A 21578-nucleotide genomic window follows, 5' to 3' on the forward strand; every position below is an offset into this window, starting at 1 on the left:
ACCACCTGACCCCATCCCGAACTCAGAAGTGAAACGCGTCATCGCCGATGGTAGTGTGGGGTTTCCCCATGTGAGAGTAGGTCATCGCCAGGCTTTAATTTAAACCCCGAGATTCGAAAGAGTCTCGGGGTTTTTTTATGGCTGGAGAGTTCGCGCCAGCGCGTTGGCCTACCGGAAATAACAGCCGGAACACGCTCTCCGATCTCGGGGCCGGCTCACAGGCCAGCAGTTTCCCCTTCGGTCGCGGCCGACTGGGGCCTCATTCAGGGTGACCTGCGCCCTACTACATCCGAATTCCGCGAGTTTGCGTATACTAAGGATTAACAACTAATCAGAAAATGATCCGTTACGATGATTTGGGTGACCCAAAATACGTTCTACCGACGACTGCTATCTATACCTCTGATTTTTCTTTTCACAACGTTAATGATCGTTGGTGCGCCATTGTGGGTGCCAGTAAGCTGGCTGGCGGGTAGATTATTTTCCAAAGCACGTTCAGCGCTAAGGTGTCTTTCTTTTATCACCACGTATCTGCTTTGTGAGAGTGTCGGGATTGTTGTCAGTGCTCTTCTGTGGGCGGAGAGCATTATTGCGGGTGGAAATAGATCCACCTTCCTGGAAAATAACCGCAAACTTCAATTCTGGTGGGCTGAAACCCTAAAAAAAGCTGCGGAAGGTCTTTTTCGTCTGCGCTTTACCGTTGATGGTCTGGATGCCTTAGCGGGTTCTGGAGCGATCGTGCTGCCACGGCATACGAGTATTGGCGATACCATATTTCCAGTCAGTTTTTATGCTAAGTCGAAGGGCTTGGGCGTGCGCTATGTGTTAAAACGGGAGCTGTTATTGGATCCCTGCCTCGATATTGTCGGCAACCGCCTGCCAAATGTCTTCCTAGACCGAGTCGCAGACAACATGTCGTCGGAGCTGTCAGCTATTCGACGATTGGCGGAAGATGCTGGCGACACTGACAGCCTTGTTATTTATATGGAGGGGACACGGTTCTCGCAGAAAAAGCGCGCCCGTATTGTCGACTTATTGCGCCAACGTACTGATGCTGCATTGCTGGACTATGCCGAACGGTGGCACAACATTCTGCCACCGAGGTTGGCGGGCGCAATGGCGTTAATGGAGGGCGCACCGGATAAAGACCTGCTTTTTTGTGCTCACACGGGCTTTGAAGGTGCCGGCAGTTTTGCAACGCTCTTCAATGGCGGCTGGATGGATACAGACGTTCGAATCCGGTTCTGGCGGATCCCCGCGACGGAGATACCCGCCGATCTTGAGTCCAGAAAAGACTTCCTTCTGGCCCAATGGGACCGAATGCACCGAGAGGTTGTGCAGTTAAATCGTCAGTCCCAACGAGACTGTATTTCCTCTGTGGAAGGTAGCGCGGAGCTAGCCAAGCGCTGACGACAGAAACTTTGTTGGGTCGCCGATGACGGCGCAGCCAAGCCTTGAGAAAGACTCGGTTTATTTATCCGCGCTCTCGTGGGCTCAGCTTATAGCCCAGAAATAAGCTCGGCAGCACGATCTACCTCTTCAGGGTCGATGCTGGTTGGTATCAACAGTAATTCATGTGTTCCGATATCAGCGAAGGCTTTTAGTCTGTCCTTAAATTCCTGAGCTGTTCCTCGAAACCCGCCGGCCTTGACCATTCCCGCGCGGGACTGTGGATCAAGCCAATTAAAATAGCGTTCGAGGTGGGTTTCCAGCTGCCAGTCTGCGCGATCTCCCAGCGCAAACCAAAACGCCGTATTCAGTAAAGGCGCATCGGAGCGCCCAGCATCCTGCCAGGCTGTGCGGATCTGGGCAAAGGTATTCTCAGCCTCACTTACCTCGCCGGTCAGGCTCATACCGCATATTCCGTCTGCCCATTTGGCGGCGCTGGCGAAGCCCTTCGGTCCCATTACACCTGCCAGCAGTTGCGGGTGCGGTTGCTGGAGTGGGAAGGGTTCAACCGGACGCAGTGATCCTTCAACGCGATTCTCGCCTGCCCAAACGGCTTTCATGGTTGCAATATGGCTCTCCATCACGGCGATGCGTTTCTGTGAAAGGGCGGTTGCTGAGGCCCGGTAATCTTCTTCCCGCCCGCCGGTGCCAACCCCGATGGCAAGTCGCCCATTACTTAGAACATCAACCGTTGCCAGTTGCTTTGCGAGAATAACCGGGTTGTGGGTGGGCAATACAATAACCGTCGTTACCAATTGCACGCGTTCAGTCAATACGGCGCAGGCTCCGAGGGTCGATATCAGTTCGGGGCTGGGGAAGCAGGTGCGTTCTCCAAGGGCCAGACTGCTAAACGGGCCTTTATCAATTTTCCCGCACCATTGCAGCAGAATGTCCCGGCTCCAGCCGGGTTCCGTGACGGGGAGTGTCATCCCGATTCTCATAGGTGTCTCTTCGCAGCTGTGACTGTATTAAGTATTAGCGGAAGAGTATGAGGCGGGAAGAGAGCCTGTACAACGCAGGTGCGGTTTAACAATGTTGTACAGGCGCGTTTTTTAAAAGTGGTTCTTTAAGCCAGCTGGGCTGACACTGCTTCGTAGTGCCGACGCTTTGGCTCGTGCAGGTTGGTTTTGCTCAGATCCCCGCCAGCCCACTCCAGCACGCGCTTGTCCATCACTTTGAACCACAGCGGAGGAATGTAAGCGAGCAGAAACATTTCGTAGTAGCCCCAGGGGAGCTGCGGTACATCGTCGAAATGGCGCAGACATTGATAGGAGCGGCTTGGGTGTGCATGGTGGTCGGAGTGACGCTGCAACTGAAAGGTAAACAGGTTCGACACCAGTGCATTTTGGTTCCAGGAGTGCTGCGGGCGCGGCGGTTCGTAGCGACCGCTGGCGTCTCGCTGGCGCAGCAGACCATAGTGCTCGATATAATTTGCCAGTGACAGATTCAAATGCCCGAGCCAGCTGGCAAAGACGACAAAGGCCAGAATCTTCGCGCCACAAAGTACGCCTACCGCAGTGAGAAACACCAGGCCGATAATAATCCCCGGCAAAATCTCATTGTCGCGTGACCAGAAACCTTTGCCTTGTTTTGCCAGACGCTCTTTTTCCAGCGCGAAGCCCCTGCGCCAGGTATTGATCTGCTCACGCACCGCGAACTGGTAGAAATTTTCTCCCAGTCTGGAGGATGCATGGTCTTCGGGCGTGGCAATAGCGCGATGGTGGCCGCGATTATGCTCGACGTTGAAGTGGGGCAACAGGGCAATGCCCAGAGAGATGCTGGCACCGATGCGATCACTCCGACCGCGCTTATGTCCGAGCTCGTGGCCGAGATTGATCAGTCCGCCACCAAATCCCATGGCTGCGACCGACAAGGCCAGCAGAGCAGGCCAGGAAAGGTCATTAACAGTGGCGTAGTAAATGCCGGCAAACCATGCCAACACACTGCCGAAGAGCGCGAAGAAAAGCGCCTGCTTAAAGTAGGGGTCGGCTTCAAGCGCAGGGACGTCTTCCTCGCTGTGGTTGTTGGGGTCCTGTCCCAGCCAGCGATCGAGCAGGGGCACACCAATGTAGAAAATCGGATAGCCAATGGCGAGCCAGGCTACGTTGCCGGTGAGTTCAGCGGGAATAACGCCGACCAGTAACAGCCAGGGCATAACAGCGGCATTAATCAGCCACAACCAGCGAAGGCGCTGGGTCAGATCAGTAATGGACACAAAGGATTTAGCATTTTCCATATGGGCAGCTCCCTTGGAGGGTGTTTAGCAATACCCTACGCTTCGCTGGAGTGTGCTCCCATGTTGTCAGTGACGCGATAAATTGTTAATTTCGGTCTCTATGCGTGAAATTAACAGTCATCAACTGGCCCTGCGCCCTGCGGTGGGGCTGCAGCTGCTCTGTCAGACCCTTGATGAATTGGGGCTGGAAGCAGAGCAGGTGTGCAAGCAGACGGGGCTCAGCCGCCGCGACCTGGATACCCCGGGGCAGCTGATTGCCCGCAATGACGAAGTCCGCTTTATCGAGGCGACGCTCGCCGCGGTCGATCGGCCTGATCTCGCCTTTCGTGTCGGCATGCGCTACCACTTCGGGGTGTTCGGGGTGTGGGGCCTGGCCTTGGCAACCAGCCGCGATCTTTCTCAGGCGCTTGAAGTGGCGCAGGAATTTATCGAACTGACCCATAGTTTCGCTGGCCTATCGGTTCAGATGCAGGGAAACCAGGCGCAGATCGGCATAGAGCAGGACTACCCGGACGGACCGGTTCAGGCCTTTGTGCTGGAGCGCGACCTGATGGTGACGTTGATGATCGCCAGCGAAATTGCTGGACGCCGCCTGCCCGTTGAGCGGGTGGATATAGCGCTGCCGGAACCCGCCCACTCAGCCATGCTCAGCCGCTTGCTGGACTGTGAAGTCCGCTGGCGCAGCGATCACACTGCAGCCATTATCTCATTAGCCGAGCTGGGCAAGCCTCTGCCTCAGGCCAACCCGATCACCTGGTCGGCCTGCGTTCGGCAGTGCCGTGAGCTGGTGGCAAGACAAGGCGGAGAAGAACCGTTTTCCCTCAAGGTCCGGGCCGCCATAACTCGCAGTCGCTTTCGCGGTATCGGCGCCGTTTGCGATTATCTGCAGCTCAGTGAACGAAGCCTGCGCCGGCGATTGAGCGATGAAGGCACCAGTTTCCGGGAGATACAGCAGGCGTTGAGACTGGAGCTGGCCGAACAATATCTGGCCGATCACTCGCTCTCGCTGGAACAGGTGGCCGAACGCCTCGGCTACAGTGAAGCGGCCAATTTCTGCCACGCCTTTCGCAACTGGACAGGGCGCACGCCCAGTTCTCTACGAAAGCAAAATCAACGACTGAGTCACAAGGACAGGTAGCATGGCGCTCGACGACATTCGCGAATTTATGAAGGAATCCTTTCCGCAAGCCAAGGTTGAAGTTCTCGCCGTGGGGGATAACAGCTCAACACTGCGCCAGCAGGTCGACGAGTCTCACCTGCGGCCAGGAGGCACCGTGTCCGGCCCAACGCTTATGGGGCTGGCAGATGCGGCGCTATACGTTGCGATACTGGGTGAAATCGGACTGGTTGCGCTGGCGGTGACCACCAATCTCAATATCAACTTCCTGCGTAAACCCTTGGCTGATCGGGCGCTGTTGGCCGAATGCCGATTGATCAAGTTGGGTAAGGTCCTGGCCGTGGGGGAAGTGACGCTGTATTCAGAGGGGCAAGAAGAGCCGGTCGCTCATGTAACAGGCACCTACTCTATTCCACCTAGGAAAGATGAATTGAGCGCTTGAGGAATTACTGTCTGCGCAATATTTCCTCCGCCATCCACAATCGATCCTGCCCCCAGGTCGCAAAGTCTCCCAGCTTGAAGGCCGGCACTCCCCAAAGGCCAGCGGCAAACAGGGCGTTTCGATTGGCTTCAGCGTAGTCTATGTCGGCCTCTGCGATGGCGGCCTGCACCGCCGACCATTCCAGCCCGGCCCGTTCACTGGCTTTCGCCAGGCCATCATCGGTTGCCAGATCGACCCCCTCCGACCATGCAGCGCGCCCTGCCGAGACGATGAAATCCAGCTTTTGCTCAGTGGTGGCTGCAGTGCTAAATGTCTTCAGGGCGCGCAGGGCACCGTCTCCAATAGGGTCGGCGCAATAGCCAAAGGGGATGTCCAGGCGGCTGGCTTCGCGCGCTGCATCGCGCAGGATATACAGGCGTTTGGCGAGGGGAACCTTGAATCCGCGCATGGCCATGGGCAACACCGGGCGAATATCGAGCGGTGCCGTTAGCTCATTGCGTTTACGCTGCAGTTGCGTGGCGGCAATAAAGGAATAGGGGCTGCGAAAACTCAGAAAACACTCCAGCGCAGTACCCGCCGGCACGGCAGGGAGTTCGGCGTTCTCAGGATTAAAGGTAAGAGCCGGCAGCTGGCCACGCCAAAGCCCCTTCGCCGTGACTGAGGCAACCAGCCGGTCGAAGCGATCGACACTCCAGAACCACTGCCCATTAAACTGCCACATCGCCGGCAGATAGTGGCCAAGGTGCGCTCGGCGAGCGTTGTTAAGAGCCAGTTGTTCTTGGGTCTCTGGCTGTAAAGTAATATCGAGGGGCGTATCTGCAAACAGGCTCTGGCTCAGCGTCTTTTCCTGTTCCGCAAAAGCTTCCGGATCGCTGCAAAGCTGCAGCAGTTGTTGCGCTACCAACAGCCGCTGCTCTTCGCTGGGCAGTTGGGCATCCGCTGGAAATGTCAGGCCATAGGCCGGCGCTATTCTCCGGGCGTCTTCTAGGTTGTAGCGGCGCTGGCGTTCCAGCTCCGGGTAGATAGGGCTTTCCTCCTGGCTGACGATAAAAATTTTCAGCGGGGCATCGAGGTGCTCTAAAAGTTGTGGCAGCAATTGCGCGGCCAGGTGGGAGTGTGGGTCTCCGGCTTCGTAATAAAACTCGACGGGCGGTGCAGAAAACAGGCCGTTGATTCGCCTTGCCCGCCACCGGTTCAAAGGGCTGGAGGAGTGGGCCAATTGGTGAACCAGAAAGGGCGGTAATTTCATGTAACGTTTACTCCCGTTGCCAGCGAAACAGACGCGCGGCCAATAGCAGGCACAGTACCGTGGTAACAAGCAGTGCAATCAGGTGGTGGGCGATTGCCGCAAAGCCTGCACCTTCAATCATTACCGCGCGAGCAGCATTAACCACATGGGTCAGCGGCATAATATTGGCCAGTGACTGGATCCAGCCGGGCGCGTTCTCCAGACTGAACCAGATTTCCGAGAAAAACATCATCGGCCAGGTTAGCGTATTGAGCAAGCCGCCAGCCAGTTCTTCACTGGCCGTGCGCGAGGCAATCACCAGACCAAGTGACAGCAGGGACAGGGCACCGGCCAGTGCAATCAGCAACAGCAGGCCGTAGTCACCCAGCATCAACAGGTTTAAAAAGTAGTCGCAGCCGACAAAGATCAGCCCGTTGACCAATACCACTATCATCAATCGTGACGTCACCTGTGCCACAATAAACTGCAGCGCGCTTACCGGGGTGGCCTGAAAGCGCTTCAGGACGCCGTTCTGACGGTAGCGCACGATCACATAGCCAATACCAAACAGCGAGGCGAACATCATATTCATTGCCAGCACGCCGGGCATTACCCAGTCCACATAGCGCACGGCTTGTCCGCTCAGTTGTTCTTCTTGCAGTAGCTTGTCGCTATCGAGAGAGCGAAGCAGTTGTTGCGCCGCGAGCCCGGGAGAAGACTCCGGGTTGACCCAATAGCGATAGCCTGGAGTTTCCTTTTTGACCAGGAGGTCGATCTGGTGATGGGCGATCTGCTCCAGCGCGCGTTCAGGGGCGGAGTATTCGGTCACTTCTACGTAATTTTGCTGCGCCAGTGCCAGTTCGTTATAGCCGCCGATTTCTCCGATCAGGCCCAAGCGGATCAGGGTCTGATCCGGCTTGGAGAACACCAGTGCACAACCGACAATAATAAGTAGTGGAAAAATAAAGGCCCAGGATAGTGCCGCCCGGTCCCGATAAAATTCCATGTTGCGCGCGGTAAACAGCGCCCAGAACTTGCGCATGTGAATCAGTCCCTCAATGCATGTCCAGTGAGTTTAATGAACAGATCTTCCAGCGTCGGGTTATGCACCCTTAAAGTGGACAGGTCGAGATTGAAGGCCATCAATTCCTGCAGGGTTTGCTCGACGCTCAGGGTATCGATGGTGACCACGCCGGGGCTGAAGCTGACTTCGCCGGTAATGGCGGCGGTTTCAATTTCTGAGTCGGTATGCAGCGAGACCTGACGATGGGGCAGGTGTTTCTGCAACAGCGACTGGGGGGAGCCCTGATCGACGATGGTGCCGTGATCAATAATCACCAGATCGTCGCAGAGCGATTCGGCTTCGTCCATATAGTGAGTAGTGAGAATGACGGTCTTGCCCTGTTTTTTTATGCGATCAATCAGGTGCCAGAAACGGCGCCGGGATTGGGGGTCGAGGCCGGTGGTGGGTTCATCCAGAAAAACAATTTCCGGGTCGTTGATCAGGGCGAGGGCAAGTAACAGGCGCTGCTTTTGGCCGCCTGACAGACGATTGGCTTCCTGATCCAGAAATTCACCCAGATCACACAGGCTAACCAATTCGGCGATAGCCAGCGTTTTGTTGTAGAAACTGTGGAACAGGGCCAGCACTTCCCGCACCAGCAAAAAATCGGGCAGGGCGGTGGATTGAAACTGGATGCCGCACTGCTGGGCAAAGTCCTTGCCGCGAGGGACACCTTTGTAAAGGATCTCGCCACTGGAAGGCGTTTTGATGCCCTCTATCATTTCGATGGTGGTGGACTTGCCGGCGCCGTTCGGGCCAAGCAAGCCAAAACAGATGCCGGTCGGTATGCTGAAGGAGATGCCCTTCAACGCCTGGACCAGACGGTAGTGCTTGGTAAGGTTTCTAACTTCCAGTATTGGCGTCATGGCTCCCTGCGCGCACAGTCCTCGCGAAAACAAGCGGCGCAGTATAGCATGGGCCTTTCTCTGACTCGTCGACCATTCGGATAATGCAGAATTCGCAAGTGGGCTGGCTGGAAGCCGCCCGGATCTACACCCAGCCGCGTGTGTTGGCCATGTTTTTCCTTGGCTTCAGTGCTGGTCTTCCCTTCCTGCTGGTGTTTTCCACTCTCACCGCCTGGCTCACCGACGCAGGGGTGGCGCGCAGTGCCATCGGTTTTTTCGGTTGGGTGGGCATCACCTATTCCATCAAAGTGCTGTGGGCGCCGGTGGTAGATAGACTGGTGTTGCCTGTTATAGGTGGCAGCTTAGGTCAGCGCCGCAGCTGGATCCTGCTTGGACAACTGGGGGTGGCCGGTGGTCTGGCGGGGATGGCCTTTGTCGACCCGTCCAGCCAGTTGCCGGCGGTGGCGCTGCTGGCATTACTGGTCGCTTTTTCTTCATCCACCCAGGATGTCGCCATTGACGCCTATCGCATAGAGGCGGTTATCACAAACTATCAGGGGGCCATGTCGGCCAGCTATGTATTTGGCTACAAGGTCGCCCTGCTGGTGGCGGGTGCGGGTGCGCTGTTTATTGCCGATTTTGGCAGTTGGCTGCTGGCCTATCTCAGCATGGCGGCCTTGATGGCGGTGGGTGTGATTACGGTTCTGCTTATCGCTGAGCCGGAGCGAGAACTTCCCGAGCCGGTATTTGGGCGCCACAAAGATCGGCTTACCGATATTGGTGTGTGGTTTGCCAATGCGGTGGTCAGCCCCTTTACCGATTTTTTCCGACGCAACGGTTCCTTTGCGCTGGTGATCCTTCTCTTTATTGCCGTCTTTCGATTGAGCGATATCACCATGGGCATTATGGCCAACCCCTTCTATCTGGATCTGGGTTTCAGTAAGTCGGAAATTGCCTCGGTGGCCAAAGTGTTCGGTTTTTTTATGAGCGTTGCCGGTTCTTTTCTCTGTGGGGTACTGGTGGTGCGCTGGGGCGTATACAAACCCTTGATGCTGGGCGCAGTGCTGGTTGCCGCTACCAATATCCTGTTTGCGGTGATGGCGCATATCGGCCCGGATATTCGCGCGTTGATGGTGGTAATCAGCGCTGACAATGTCAGCGGCGGTATCGCCGCTACCGCCTTTGTGGCCTATCTGTCCGGGCTGACCAATCGCGCCTATACGGCAACTCAGTATGCGCTGTTTAGCTCACTGATGACGCTGCCAGGCAAGTTCTTCAGCGGGTTCTCCGGTTTGATTGTCGATGCCAGCGGTTATAGCTATTTCTTCCTAGTGGCGGCGGCTGTGGGTATTCCCGCCATTCTACTGGTGCCGGTGTTGGCGAGACGGGAGTCTCGCGCCCCCTTAAGTTAGCGCTGAACGCTTTCAGCTCGGCGCTAAACCCTTGCCCTGTGGGCAGTAATTGCCGGTCAGTGGCCGATTTGCCGGGCGGAATATGGCCCATTTGGACTATAGTCGCGGCCAGCCAATCCGATAGAATTTTCGCCTTTAGTGATAACCGGGAGTAGAGGCGATGGACGGTACCGTTCGTGTAGATAACGACAAAGGGCTGACTTCAGAACTGGCGCAAACTTTATTGCAGCGTGCACAAGACCTGCAACCCGCTCTGCGCGAGCGCAGCGCCCGGGCTGCTGAGCTGCGCCGTATTCCCGATGAAACCATCGCCGATTTTCAGGCCGCCGGCTTTTTCAAGATGCTGCAGCCCGAGCAGTGGGGCGGCTATGCCCTTGATCCGCAGGTGTTTTATGCGGTACAGATGAAGATTGCTGAAGCCTGCATGTCCAGCGCTTGGGTGCTGGGCGTGGTGGCCGTGCACAACTGGCAGCTGGCGCTGTTTGACGACCAGGCCGCTCAGGACGTCTGGAAGGATGATCCCACCACTCTGATTTCTTCCTCCTACGCCCCGGTGGGTAAAGTCGAGAAAGTCGAGGGTGGTTACAAATTGAGCGGTCAGTGGGGCTTTTCCAGCGGCAGCGAGCATTGCGATTGGGTTTTCCTGGGCGCGGTGGTGCCAGAAGAGGGCGCGCCCTTTGATATGCGCAACTACCGTACCTTTCTGGTACCCAAGTCCGACTACGAAATCATCGATACCTGGCATGTGGTGGGTCTGAAAGCGACTGGCAGTCAGGATGTTCGCGTGGAAGGCGCTTTTGTGCCCGAGCATCGCACTCACAAACTGCTGGATGGTCACAACTGCGACAACCCCGGTAACGCCGTCAATAACGCGCCGGTATTCCGCCTGCCCTTTGGTCAGGTCTTTGTACGCGCCGTCTGCACGGCGTCGCTGGGCGCGCTGGAAGGCGCACTGGAAGCTTATATCGAAACCGCCAAAACCCGCATGGTTGGCCCGGCGAAAATGTCCGATGACCCCTTTGCCCGCCGCTTGGCGGCTGATGTGAAAACGGCGATTGTGGAAATGAAACGCACCATGTTCGCCAACTTTGATGCGATGATGGATTGTGCCCGCACTGGCCAGCCCATTTCGATCGATGATCGTGTGCAGTACCGCTTTGATTCGGCGGTGGTGGCTGATCGCTGCGCTGAGCTGTCGGCGCGCATGCTGAAAGCGGTTGGCTCGAAGGGCATTTTCCTCGGCAACGGGGTGCTGGAGCGTCATTTGGATATTATGGCCAGCCAGGCCCACGTGGCGAACAATGTGAACATGTACGCCAATAACTTTGGCGGTGTACAGTTTGGCAACGACAATACTGATCTGAACCTCTAAGGAGCCGAGCGATGCCGCAGTTGGTTGAAGGATTACCTGAAGGTCACTACGCGAAGCTGGCCAATGGCCACACCATTCACTATCTGGATCAGGGAAGTGGTGAGCCGGTGGTGTTTCTGCATGGCAGCGGCAGCGGTGCCAGCGGCCACAGCAACTTCAAGTTCAACTACCCATTTCTCGCAGAGAACGGCTTTCGTTCCATCGTTCCCGATCTGATTGGGTACGGTTACTCCGATAAACCCGACGATGTGGAATACCACATCGACTTCTTTGTCGAGTGCGTGAAGCAGACCTTGGATGTGATTGGCGTGGATAGTGTTCACCTGATCGGCAACTCACTGGGTGGGGCTATTGCCATTCGCTTCGCGCTGACCTACCCGGATCAGGTAAAAACCCTGAACCTGATGGCGCCCGGCGGCATTGAGGACCAACCGTCGTATTTTGCTATGCCCGGCATGGCGATTATGAAGGAAGTGTTTACCGGCGGCCCAAACAAGGATGCGCTGGAACAGTTTATCCGTCGCGGTCTGGTGTATGACGACAAGCATGTGGACGAGCAATTGGTGAACGAGCGCTGGGGTATTTTTCAGCAGCAGAACATGCAGGTCATCAACACCATGGTGGTGCCCAACATGGAGGACCAGCTGGGTGAATTGAACTGTCCCATTATCGCCTTCTGGGGGGCCAACGAAAACATGATGCCGGAAACCGGTATCGCCAAGCTCACCAAAAAATGCAGCAATATTCGCCTGACGATTGTTTCCGAATGCGGTCACTGGGTAATGGTTGAGCACAAGGATTTGTTTAATCGTATGACACTGGATTTTTTGCGTAATGGATAAAGCGAAACAGGAAAAACTTGGTGACGAGTTGTACCAAGCGCTGACTACTCAAAGCACGCTGACGCCGTTTACGGAACGTGAAGCGGATATCACCATCGACGATGCCTACTACATTTCCCTGCGCATGGTTAGCCGCCGCGTTGAAGCCGGTGAGAAAATTATCGGCAAAAAAATTGGCGTCACCAGCAAGGTCGTGCAGGACATGCTGGGTGTGCATCAGCCAGACTTTGGCTTTCTTACCGACAAAATGGAATATGCCAACGGCGCCGATATTCCTGTTGCGGGAAACCTGATTGCACCGCGCGCTGAAGCGGAAATCGGTTTCAAGCTGAAGAAAGATTTGAGTGGTCCCGGTGTGACGGAACAGGATGTACTGGATGCTACCGATTACATCATGCCCTGCTTTGAGATTGTCGATTCACGTATCAAGGATTGGAAAATCAAAATTCAGGATACGGTCGCTGACAACGCCTCCTGTGGTGTGTTTGTGCTGGGCGAGGAGAAAGTTGATCCTCGAACAGTCGATTTGCCGAACCTGAAAGTGGTCGTCAAAAAGAACGGCGAATTTCTCAGTGAAGGCCTGGGTAGTGCAGTTCAGGGCAACCCCCTGACGGCGGTGGCCTGGCTGGCCAATACACTCGGGGCGTATGATATCCCTTTTAAGGCCGGCGAAGTGATTCTGTCCGGCTCGCTGGTGCCGCTGGAAGATGTGAAAGCGGGCGACAAGATGGAAATGGAACTGGAAGGTGTTGGCAGCGCGAGCTGCCAGTTCGTGTAATTTTGCCCTTCACCCTAACCCTCTCGCAGAGGGAGAGGGGACGCACTGCCACAGCTCAGGCGGTGAACTCCCTCTCCCTTTGGGAGAGGGCCGGGGTGAGGGAAACGTTTTAACGAGAGGCAATCATGGCTGAAAAAATCAAAGCAGCAATCATTGGTCCCGGCAATATCGGCACCGACCTATTGATCAAGGCACTGCGCAGCGAATATATCGAACCGGTGTGGATGGTGGGTGTGGTTCCCGATTCACCCGGCTTGGCCCGCGCTCAGGAGCTGGGCTTGAAAACCACAGCTGATGGCGTGGATGGCATGCTACCCACGATGAAAGAAGACGGTGTGCAAATCTGTTTCGATGCCACCTCGGCCTACGTACATGCGGAAAACTCCCGCAAGGTCAATGAGCGGGGCGCGGTGATGATCGACCTGACGCCTGCGGCCATCGGTCCCTTCTGCGTGCCGCCGGTTAACTTGAAAGATGCGGTAGCAGCCCAGGCCATGAACGTGAACATGGTGACCTGTGGTGGTCAGGCGACGATCCCGATGGTAGCTGCCGTTTCCCGGGTACAGAAAGTGACCTACGGCGAGATTGTGGCGACCGTCTCATCCAAATCGGCCGGCCCCGGTACGCGGAAAAATATCGATGAATTCACCCGTACCACCGCCAATGGCATTCAAACTGTGGGTGGCGCTGACAAAGGCAAGGCGATCATCGTGATTAACCCGGCCGAGCCCCCGTTGATTATGCGTGACACCATTCACTGCCTGACCGAAGACGAGCCCGATCAGGATGCGATTCGCAAGTCTGTGGATGAGATGATTGTAGAAGTGCAGAAATACGTGCCCGGCTACAAACTGAAAAACGGCCCCGTATTCGACGGCAAGCGCGTGTCTATCTTTATGGAAGTTGAAGGTCTTGGTGACTTCCTGCCCAAGTACGCGGGTAATCTGGACATTATGACCGCCGCCGGTCTGCGCACCGCCGAAATGTACGCACAGGAAATTCAGGCCGGGCGTTTTGAGCCCAAGCCGGTCGCCGCTTAAGAGAGGATTTGCAGCATGGATTTGAAAGGTAAAAAAGTCACCCTGCACGATATGTGTCTGCGCGACGGCATGCACGCCAAGCAACACAAAATCAGCCTCGACGAAATGGTCGCGGTTGCCAAGGGCTTGGACGACGCTGGTATGCCGATGATCGAAGTCACCCACGGTGATGGTCTGGGCGGTGCTTCTGTCAACTACGGCTTTCCCGCGCACAGCGATGAGGAATACCTGAAAGCCGTTTGTGGCGCAGTGAAAAACGCGAAAATTTCCGCGCTGCTGTTGCCCGGTATCGGTACCGTCGACCACCTCAAAATGGCCGTCGACTGTGGCGTGACCACCATTCGCGTGGCCACTCACTGCACCGAAGCCGATGTTTCTGAACAGCATATTCAAATGGCTGCTGAAATGGGGCTGGATACGGTTGGCTTTTTGATGATGGCCCACATGATTGAGCCGGAGGAAATTCTGGAGCAGGCTAAGCTGATGGAAAGCTACGGTGCCAACTGTATTTACTGCACCGATTCGGCCGGCTTTATGCTGCCCGACGATGTGGCTTCGCGTATCAGCCTCCTGCGCAAAGAGCTCAAGCCGGAAACCGAGCTGGGCTTTCATGCTCACCACAACCTGAGTCTGGGCGTATGGAACTCACTGGTGGCTGTTGAAAACGGCGCTAACCGCATTGACGGTTCGGTTGCGGGTCTCGGTGCTGGCGCCGGTAACACACCGCTGGAAGTGTTTACTGCTGTTGCCGATCGTATGGGCGTGCAGCACGGTATTGATCTGTACAAGATCATGGATGTGGCGGAAGAAATTGTTACGCCGATCATGGATCAGCCGATCCGCATCGACCGCGATGCGCTGGTACTGGGTTATGCCGGTGTGTACTCCTCCTTCCTGCTGTTTGCACAACGCGCCAGCAAGAAGTACGGCGTGTCTTCACGGGATATTCTGGTGGAACTCGGCCGTCGCCGCACCGTTGGCGGTCAGGAAGACATGATCGAAGATCTGGCGCTGGATATGGCAAAAGAACAGGGCAAGCTCTAACCTTCCTTAGCGCGGGAGATTCTAAGGCCAGTGCTAGCTGGCCTTGTTACTGCTCCCAAAATAATTGGCACTGCGGTGGTCAACTCTCGACCGGTAATTCAAGCGTATTCCAGGCGCTCATGCCGCCGAGCAGATTGCGCACATCGGTGAACCCTTCCTGAAGAAGAATGCTCACACCCAATCCGGCGCGATGGCCTACTCCGCAAGTGACGACCACTGGCGATTGCTTGTCAAAGTCGAGCTCGTTGATCTTATCCTTCAGATAACCGACGAACACATTGACCGCGCCGTCGATATGACCGCTATCAAATTCGTCGATCTCGCGTACATCCAGTATTTGAAAATCGTCGCGGTGCTGGGCCAATTCGCGCGGGGTAATGGTGCCAGAGGATTCGATAGGCAAGCCGGATTTGCGCCATGTACTGAATCCCCCTGAAAGAGCACCCGCAACGCCGTCGATACCGATTCGCTCGAGATGCTTGGCCGCTTCTTCTATCTCACCATCGCGCTCAGTAAGCAGATAAACCGAAGAGTTTTCGTCGGCAATCCAGCCACCGAAGACCGGCAATCCGCCCATCCATATGCTGTGGCTGCCGGGGACGTGGCCGCCGCCAAAACCTTCAGGCTCGCGTGTATCAAAAATAAGTTTGCCGCCGCTGTTATCGTGAAATTCCGAGGGGCCTAACAGAGACACCGCGTTGGCCGATTTGCGAGGAGGGCGACCACCTTCCAGGTTTAGCCTTTCCATCAGCCGGAAGTAGGGTGGGCGCGGATTGTTTTCGCCGCCTTTTTTCCTGGCAAAGTCATCGCGGCTCAGGATAAAGACATCGTTGTACAGCCTTTCATCACCGAGGGTGGAATAGGGTTTTTCTGCCATGCCGCTGCCGCAAACCGAGCCAGGGCCGTGGGCGGGGAACACCAGTGCGGTATCTGCAACCCGCGCGAGCTTGGAGTGGACCGAATCGTAAAGCAGACCGGCGTTCTCAACCGAACGATTGGCGTCAGGCAAATCTGTACGGCCCGTGGTGCCAAAAAACAGAGTGTCGCCAGTAAAAATGCCCCACGGTTTGTCGCTGTCGTTATCCAGGCAGAGGAGGTAGCACATGCTTTCCGGGGTGTGTCCGGGTGTGTGTAGCGCTTTAAAGTGCAGGTTGCCAACATCAAAAGTTTCGCCATCTTGCAGACGCACATCGCCGTGACCAAAGGTTTCGAAATCTCCGTTAACCACCTGGGCTCCAGTTTGTTGGGCCAGATACGAAGAGCCCATCATAAAATCTTCCTGGCGATGGGTTTCAATAATATGGGTGATACGCGCGCCATATGCGGCAGCAGCTTCTAGATAGGGCTCCGGGAAACGTCCCGGATCGACTACCGCAGCTTCAGTACCGTCGGCTATTACATAAGCAAAGTGCGCTATTCCGGGTGTTTCGATACGTTGAATTTTCATTCGAAAGTCTCCTTCAGCGTGCGTGAATTGCGCGGTTGGTCGAGATTAGGGTTCGGCAAGAAATCGCAAGCTACCACTCGGGGAATTTCGGTTGAAGCTGATGTGAATTTTTACTCGGTATTACGCAACTTTTAATGAGGATTCTGCCAATGTCGTGCAGTAGGCTCCGTTATGTCTGACATGTTGTTTTAAGAGATAAGGAGGATAAAGTGACGGGACCTTTTTTGCGCAGGACAATATTTCTTGCGGCTTTTTCGTTGGCAGCAATACCGGTTTTTGCAATCAATGCCTCAAAGACCGAGCCGCCGCAGGCAACGGAAAAAGGCAAGGAGATTACCTCGGCCAATGCCCGACTTGAATCGACATCCGGAAGCAGTGTCTCGGGGATTGTGACTTTTCGGCACGATCCGGAGTACGACGGGCTCCGAGTAAAGGTTGAAGTTGCTGGCTTGAAGCCGGGCAGGCATGGCATTCATATTCACGAACGCGGTGATTGCTCAGCCGCAGATGCCCAATCTGCCGGTGGCCATTTTAATCCAACCAACCGACGACACGGTGCACCGGCGCACGGCAAGCATCACGCGGGTGATCTGGGCAATATAGCGGCAAATGCTGAAGGAAGAGTGCGAACCGAGCTTAAATCGGACACCATAACCTTTAACGGTGAAACGTCGATTCTGGGAAAAGCCCTGATCTTACACGCGCAGCCCGACGATCTTGCATCACAACCAGCGGGCAACGCCGGCAAGCGTGTTGCCTGTGGAGTTATTGAACCCCTTCTGGAAACTGACGCAGGCTGAGGCGCGTGTCAGTGTTGGCGGTATGCGTCAACTAATAGGTTGCGGGGTGTTACGGACTGCGGGCAGAAACTCGTCAGTTCGCAGTGATAACCAGCGGTCTGTAAAAACAGGATTTGATCCAGTACCAGCCACAATTCCAGCGGACGCCGGAATAGCGCGCGGATCAGCTCCTGACGGATGACAGCCCGGTAGCGCTCTCTGCCTCGCTGCTCAAAGGCTGAAAAATTTATGCCCGCAGGCAGGTGTAGCTTTTTTTGCTCGCCTAACAGGCGGCAGTAGTATTCGAAATCCTGCTGCAGAGCGGAGGCTGGCAGGGGCGGGGTGGGTAAATATTGATCCACTTGGCGCAGTTCGCGCTGCAATTCGTCAAAGCCGAGACGCCAGCGCTGCTGCTGATGATGGCGTCGTCGTTCGGCGCTGCCAGCGGTGCTGTTCTGACGCACTGCCGTGCGCAAGTCGGCGAGTGTCAGTTGCAGTTCGCTGTTTTGCCCTTCAGCTGAAAGTGCTTGAAACGCGCGATCCAGAAATTTGTGATAACAGCAGGGCGAATAGCTCAGGCGCGCCGCCTGCTGCGCGGTGGCATCTGTGAGCAATTTACGGTGCAGGCCGCCGCAGGCGTGCAGGCCAACTACGTGACATTTGCTCGAAATGTGGTGGACTGCCGGGCTATCAAGAACATCCATTTGAATCAAATGGACCGGCTGCTGTGCTTTTTGTGCTAGGGCATTGCCGGCTGCCACCAAGGCGGCATCAATTTCCAGGCCGTGGGCTTCACTGGCGCTGAGCTGGCTAAGGTAGCGACTCAGGTGTGCCTTACCACAGCACCATTCCAGTGTGGGGTGTGAGAGGGGTTTGATACAGTTGGCGAAGCTTTCAATTTGCTGCCATTTTCGGCCGGGGACAAAGGGCGGCGTGTGACTGGGGGTTTCTGATTGACGGGCAGGGATCGTACTGAGTTCGGCAATATGCTCACAGAGTTCGGGAAATTGGCCCTGGAATAGTTGGAGCAGGGCGCTGTCGCTGGCCTGGGCCAGATGAATTCGATCGTCGTCAATCTCATTCAGAAAGTCGACTTTATCCGCCCACTCTGGCGCATTGACAAAGGGCTGGCAGTGCCAGTAATTGCGGTGCTTGCGGAGGAGTTTATCAAGCGCCAGAAACTGTTGCCGGAAGTCGGTCATACGCCTGTCGTCGGAGTAAAGAAACATTCTAACAGCCGCTCCCTTTGCCCGGTAGAGCGAATAACTTTCGGAAATTGTGGGGGTTTTGCAATACGAGACGGGTGCTGTAGCCTATATTGCAATAATAGATTTCTAGTCCCAGATATTTCAATCGCCACAGTGAGCGGGAGTTTACGGATGAGCAACAACCCTTTCAGTGCCAGTCTGCAGTCCCACGGTGAAACCTACCGTTACTACGCCTTTGACAAGCTGGGAGACGATCGCTACAAGCGTCTGCCCAACTCTCTCAAAGTGCTGCTGGAAAACCAGCTTCGCTTCTTTAATAAATCAGCCAGTCAGAAGGATGTTGACGCCTTTCTGAACTGGGTGGACGAGCCTCATCAGGGCACTGATATCAATTTTTCACCGGCGCGAGTGCTGATGCAGGACTTTACGGGTGTGCCGGCGATTGTTGACCTGGCCGCCATGCGCGAGGCGGTGGCCAAGCGCGGCGGTGACGTGTCATTGATCAGCCCACAGGTACCGGTGGATCTGGTGATCGATCACTCGGTCAGTGTTGATCACTTTGCCTCATCGCGCGCATTTGGCGATAACGTAAAACTGGAGATGGAGCGCAACGGTGAGCGCTATCGCTTTCTCAAGTGGGGCCAGCAGGCCTTCGATAATTTTCAGGTAGTGCCACCCGGCACGGGAATCTGCCACCAGGTCAATCTCGAGTATCTGGGCAAGGTCGTGTGGCAACGGGACGTTGACGGCGTGCGTGAGGCCTACCCCGACACCTTGGTGGGCACAGACAGCCATACCCCGATGATTAACGGTCTGGGTGTGCTGGGTTGGGGCGTTGGCGGTATTGAGGCGGAGGCTGCCTTATTGGGTCAGCCGGTATCGATGCTATTGCCAGAGGTTGTTGGCGTTGCGCTGAACGGTCGCCTGAAAGCTGGAGTGACGGCTACTGACTTGGTGCTTACGGTAGTGGAGATGCTGCGCAAGCACGGCGTGGTGGGTAAGTTTGTTGAATTCTATGGTCCGGGGCTGGCTGATCTGGCGGTCACCGATCGCGCTACCATCGCCAATATGACACCGGAGTTTGGTGCAACCTGTGGCTTCTTCCCGGTGGATGACAAGGTCATCGAGTACCTGCGATTGACGGGGCGTGACGATGCGACCCTGCAGCTGGTGGAAGACTACAGCAAGGCTCAGGGCCTATGGCGCGACGATGAGGCCGATCTGGTGTTCAGCGCCGAACTCACGCTGGATCTTTCTACCGTGGAGCCCAGTCTCGCAGGGCCCAAGCGGCCGCAGGACCGGGTATCCCTCAGTGGCCTGAAATCGGCCATCACCGAATGCATTCACGAGTTTGACCGCAAGGCCGATGATGAAATTCCGGTGCCGGAAATGGGCTTCAACATGCCCGAAGGGGCGGTGGTGATTGCCGCTATTACCTCCTGCACGAATACTTCCAACCCCGACGTGATGCTGGCAGCGGGCCTGATGGCCAAGGCTGCTCACAAGCGGGGTTTGAAGGTAAAGCCCTGGGTAAAAACCTCACTGGCTCCGGGCTCCAAGGTGGTGAGTGACTACTTTGCTCAAAGCGGCCTGCAGGAAGATCTCGACGCGCTGGGCTTTAATCTGGTGGGCTACGGTTGCACCACCTGCATTGGCAATTCCGGGCCGTTGCCCGAAGCTATCGACAAGGCGATTGCCGATAAACACGCGGTGGTGAGTGCAGTGCTGTCCGGCAACCGTAACTTTGAAGGGCGCATCCACAACAACGTGCGTGCGGCCTGGCTGGCCTCACCGCCGCTGGTGGTGGCCTTTGCGCTGGCGGGCACCACGGTTATTGATCTGCAGTCGGAACCTTTGGGTGAAGACAGCGACGGCAAGCCGGTGTATCTGGTGGATATCTGGCCGAGCAACGATGAAATACAGGCGGTGCGCAAATCCATCGACGGCAAAATGTTTCACTCGGCTTATGAAGGGCTGTTTGAAGGCACGGACGTGTGGAAGAGTCTGGATGCGGGCGAGGGTAAAACCTATGACTGGCAGGACGACTCCACTTACATTCACTGTCCCACGTTTTTTGATGACTTAGGCGATCCGCTGGAAAGGTTTCCGGAAGTTAAAAATGCTCGCATTCTGGCCATTCTCGGCAACAGTGTAACCACGGACCATATCTCTCCGGCCGGGGCAATCGCGCTGGAAAGTCCGGCAGGTAAATACCTTCGTGAAAACGGCGTCGAGCCCAAGGATTTCAACAGCTACGGTTCCCGGCGCGGCAATCACGAGGTGATGATGCGCGGCACCTTTGCCAATGTGCGCCTGCGCAACAAGATGGTGGACCGCGAGGGTGGCTATACCCGCTTTATGCCGGATGGCGAGGAGATGAGTATCTACGACGCGGCCATGAAATACCGGGAGCAGAATACGCCGCTGGTGATTTTTGCCGGCGAGCAATACGGCACCGGCTCCAGCCGCGACTGGGCCGCAAAGGGCACCAATCTGCTAGGTGTGAAAGCGGTAATTGCCGAAAGCTTTGAGCGGATTCATCGCTCGAATCTGGTGGGGATGGGTGTGTTGCCACTGCAGATCGAAAACGACAGCGAAATGTTGCAGTTACACGGTGACGAGACGGTGAGTATTGAGCCCCTGGAAGATATTCTCGAACCGGGGATGAAGGTCAAGATTGTGGTCAGTCGCAATGACGGCAACCGGCACGAAGCGCTGGCGAGATGCCGGATCGATACCGTGAGTGAAATGGATTACTTCCGTCACGGCGGGATTCTGCACTTCGTGCTACACCAGCTGCAGGACGATTAAAACCGCCGCCGCCTCACGGCCGGGGGCGGTTTTAGGCGCTTATTCCTTGGGTCGCTTGCGCGGCCCGCTGTGGGGCTTCTTCGCAGCAAAGTCTTTCCCGGCGCCCGGCTTTTTAGGCCCGCGGTTTTTCGGGTTGCGCTTGGGCTTGTCGTCACCCGCGCGAGTGGCGCGCTCCAGCATCATGGGGTGCTGACGCACCCGAACTTTGCGCAGGTGTGCCAGCAAATCATTGGGCATGCCGTCCGGCAGGTCGATAATGCTGTAATCGTCAAAAATACGAATTTTGCCGATGTAGCGGTTCTCAATGCCGGCTTCGTTGGCTATCGCGCCGACGATGTCACCCTTGGTGATGCCGTGTTGTTTGCCCACCGCCATGCGGAAAGTTTCCATGGCAACGTCTTCCGGAGCGAGCGTCGGCTCGTGTCGAACCGGTTTTTCCTTGCTCTCAAACTCACGCTCCTTGCG

At 55.9% G+C, this 21578-nt stretch carries 19 protein-coding genes and 1 rRNA gene; 12 read left to right on the forward strand and 8 right to left on the reverse strand.

What is annotated here, in order from left to right; genetic code table 11:
* Positions 1-93: ribosomal RNA gene (rrf, locus tag ABY734_RS16070) — 5S ribosomal RNA — on the forward strand; the annotation flags it as partial.
* A gap of 258 nt (positions 94-351) precedes the next feature.
* On the forward strand, positions 352-1410 hold the full coding sequence (locus ABY734_RS16075; RefSeq protein ID WP_372780396.1) for a 1-acyl-sn-glycerol-3-phosphate acyltransferase: 1059 nt from the start codon (positions 352-354) through the stop codon (positions 1408-1410).
* Between the two features lie 89 nt (positions 1411-1499).
* Here ABY734_RS16075 and ABY734_RS16080 read toward each other — a convergent pair whose 3' ends face one another.
* A complete protein-coding gene (locus tag ABY734_RS16080) occupies positions 1500-2378 on the reverse strand; it encodes an LLM class flavin-dependent oxidoreductase (RefSeq protein ID WP_372780397.1) in 879 nt (292 codons plus the stop codon).
* A gap of 137 nt (positions 2379-2515) precedes the next feature.
* Positions 2516-3685 (reverse strand): alkane 1-monooxygenase, encoded by a 1170-nt coding sequence (locus ABY734_RS16085; protein ID WP_372780398.1) that lies wholly within the window; start codon positions 3683-3685, stop codon positions 2516-2518.
* A gap of 100 nt (positions 3686-3785) precedes the next feature.
* Between ABY734_RS16085 and ABY734_RS16090 the strand changes: the two genes are divergently transcribed.
* Together ABY734_RS16090 and ABY734_RS16095 are read left to right on the forward strand one after the other, a co-directional pair.
* On the forward strand, positions 3786-4823 hold the full coding sequence (locus ABY734_RS16090; RefSeq protein ID WP_372780399.1) for an AraC family transcriptional regulator: 1038 nt from the start codon (positions 3786-3788) through the stop codon (positions 4821-4823).
* A 1-nt stretch (position 4824) separates the two neighbouring features.
* Entirely contained in the window at positions 4825-5244 is a 420-nt protein-coding gene (locus tag ABY734_RS16095) for a PaaI family thioesterase (RefSeq protein ID WP_372780400.1), read from the forward strand.
* A 4-nt stretch (positions 5245-5248) separates the two neighbouring features.
* On the opposite strand, the gene ABY734_RS16100 is transcribed toward ABY734_RS16095, so the two are convergent.
* The 3 genes from ABY734_RS16100 to ABY734_RS16110 are packed head-to-tail and all read right to left on the reverse strand — an operon-like array spanning position 5249 to position 8401.
* Complete coding sequence (locus ABY734_RS16100; protein WP_372780401.1) at positions 5249-6493, reverse strand: DsbA family protein; 1245 nt, start codon at positions 6491-6493, stop codon at positions 5249-5251.
* Between the two features lie 7 nt (positions 6494-6500).
* A complete protein-coding gene (locus ABY734_RS16105; RefSeq protein ID WP_372780402.1) occupies positions 6501-7514 on the reverse strand; it encodes an ABC transporter permease in 1014 nt (337 codons plus the stop codon).
* A 5-nt stretch (positions 7515-7519) separates the two neighbouring features.
* Positions 7520-8401, reverse strand: a complete 882-nt coding sequence (locus tag ABY734_RS16110; protein ID WP_372780403.1) for an ABC transporter ATP-binding protein — start codon at positions 8399-8401, stop codon at positions 7520-7522.
* 83 nt (positions 8402-8484) lie between these two features.
* Between ABY734_RS16110 and ABY734_RS16115 the strand changes: the two genes are divergently transcribed.
* The 6 genes from ABY734_RS16115 (at position 8485) to dmpG (ending at position 14868) form a co-directional block, all read left to right on the forward strand.
* Entirely contained in the window at positions 8485-9792 is a 1308-nt protein-coding gene (locus tag ABY734_RS16115; protein WP_372780404.1) for an MFS transporter, read from the forward strand.
* A 160-nt stretch (positions 9793-9952) separates the two neighbouring features.
* Entirely contained in the window at positions 9953-11164 is a 1212-nt protein-coding gene (locus tag ABY734_RS16120; protein WP_372780405.1) for an acyl-CoA dehydrogenase family protein, read from the forward strand.
* 11 nt (positions 11165-11175) lie between these two features.
* Positions 11176-12006 carry an alpha/beta fold hydrolase gene (locus ABY734_RS16125; protein WP_372780406.1) on the forward strand — a complete coding sequence of 277 codons (831 nt, stop codon included), beginning with the start codon at positions 11176-11178 and terminating at the stop codon, positions 12004-12006.
* Entirely contained in the window at positions 11999-12784 is a 786-nt protein-coding gene (locus tag ABY734_RS16130) for a fumarylacetoacetate hydrolase family protein (RefSeq protein WP_372780407.1), read from the forward strand. The genes ABY734_RS16125 and ABY734_RS16130 overlap by 8 nt, the downstream gene beginning before the upstream one ends.
* A gap of 125 nt (positions 12785-12909) precedes the next feature.
* Positions 12910-13824, forward strand: coding sequence for an acetaldehyde dehydrogenase (acetylating) (locus ABY734_RS16135; protein ID WP_372780408.1), 915 nt, complete (start codon positions 12910-12912; stop codon positions 13822-13824).
* Positions 13825-13839: 15 nt separating this feature from the next.
* A complete protein-coding gene (gene dmpG, locus ABY734_RS16140; RefSeq protein ID WP_372780409.1) occupies positions 13840-14868 on the forward strand; it encodes a 4-hydroxy-2-oxovalerate aldolase in 1029 nt (342 codons plus the stop codon).
* 79 nt (positions 14869-14947) lie between these two features.
* Here dmpG and ABY734_RS16145 read toward each other — a convergent pair whose 3' ends face one another.
* The gene (locus tag ABY734_RS16145; RefSeq protein ID WP_372780410.1) at positions 14948-16315 is read right to left on the reverse strand and encodes a rhodanese-like domain-containing protein; all 1368 of its coding nucleotides are present in this window, start codon (positions 16313-16315) and stop codon (positions 14948-14950) included.
* 209 nt (positions 16316-16524) lie between these two features.
* Between ABY734_RS16145 and ABY734_RS16150 the strand changes: the two genes are divergently transcribed.
* Positions 16525-17115, forward strand: a complete 591-nt coding sequence (locus tag ABY734_RS16150) for a superoxide dismutase family protein (protein ID WP_372780411.1) — start codon at positions 16525-16527, stop codon at positions 17113-17115.
* Between the two features lie 8 nt (positions 17116-17123).
* On the opposite strand, the gene ABY734_RS16155 is transcribed toward ABY734_RS16150, so the two are convergent.
* Positions 17124-18323 (reverse strand): methyltransferase, encoded by a 1200-nt coding sequence (locus ABY734_RS16155; RefSeq protein ID WP_372780412.1) that lies wholly within the window; start codon positions 18321-18323, stop codon positions 17124-17126.
* Between the two features lie 150 nt (positions 18324-18473).
* On the opposite strand from ABY734_RS16155, the gene acnA reads away from it, so the two are divergent.
* Positions 18474-21113 (forward strand): aconitate hydratase AcnA, encoded by a 2640-nt coding sequence (acnA, locus tag ABY734_RS16160; protein WP_372780413.1) that lies wholly within the window; start codon positions 18474-18476, stop codon positions 21111-21113.
* A gap of 39 nt (positions 21114-21152) precedes the next feature.
* Here acnA and ABY734_RS16165 read toward each other — a convergent pair.
* The coding region (locus ABY734_RS16165) for a DbpA RNA binding domain-containing protein (RefSeq protein WP_372780414.1) at positions 21153-21578 on the reverse strand (426 nt) is incomplete at its 5' end.

It is taken from the genome of Litorivivens sp., assembly GCF_041624475.1.
GTDB lineage: Bacteria > Pseudomonadota > Gammaproteobacteria > Pseudomonadales > Spongiibacteraceae > Litorivivens.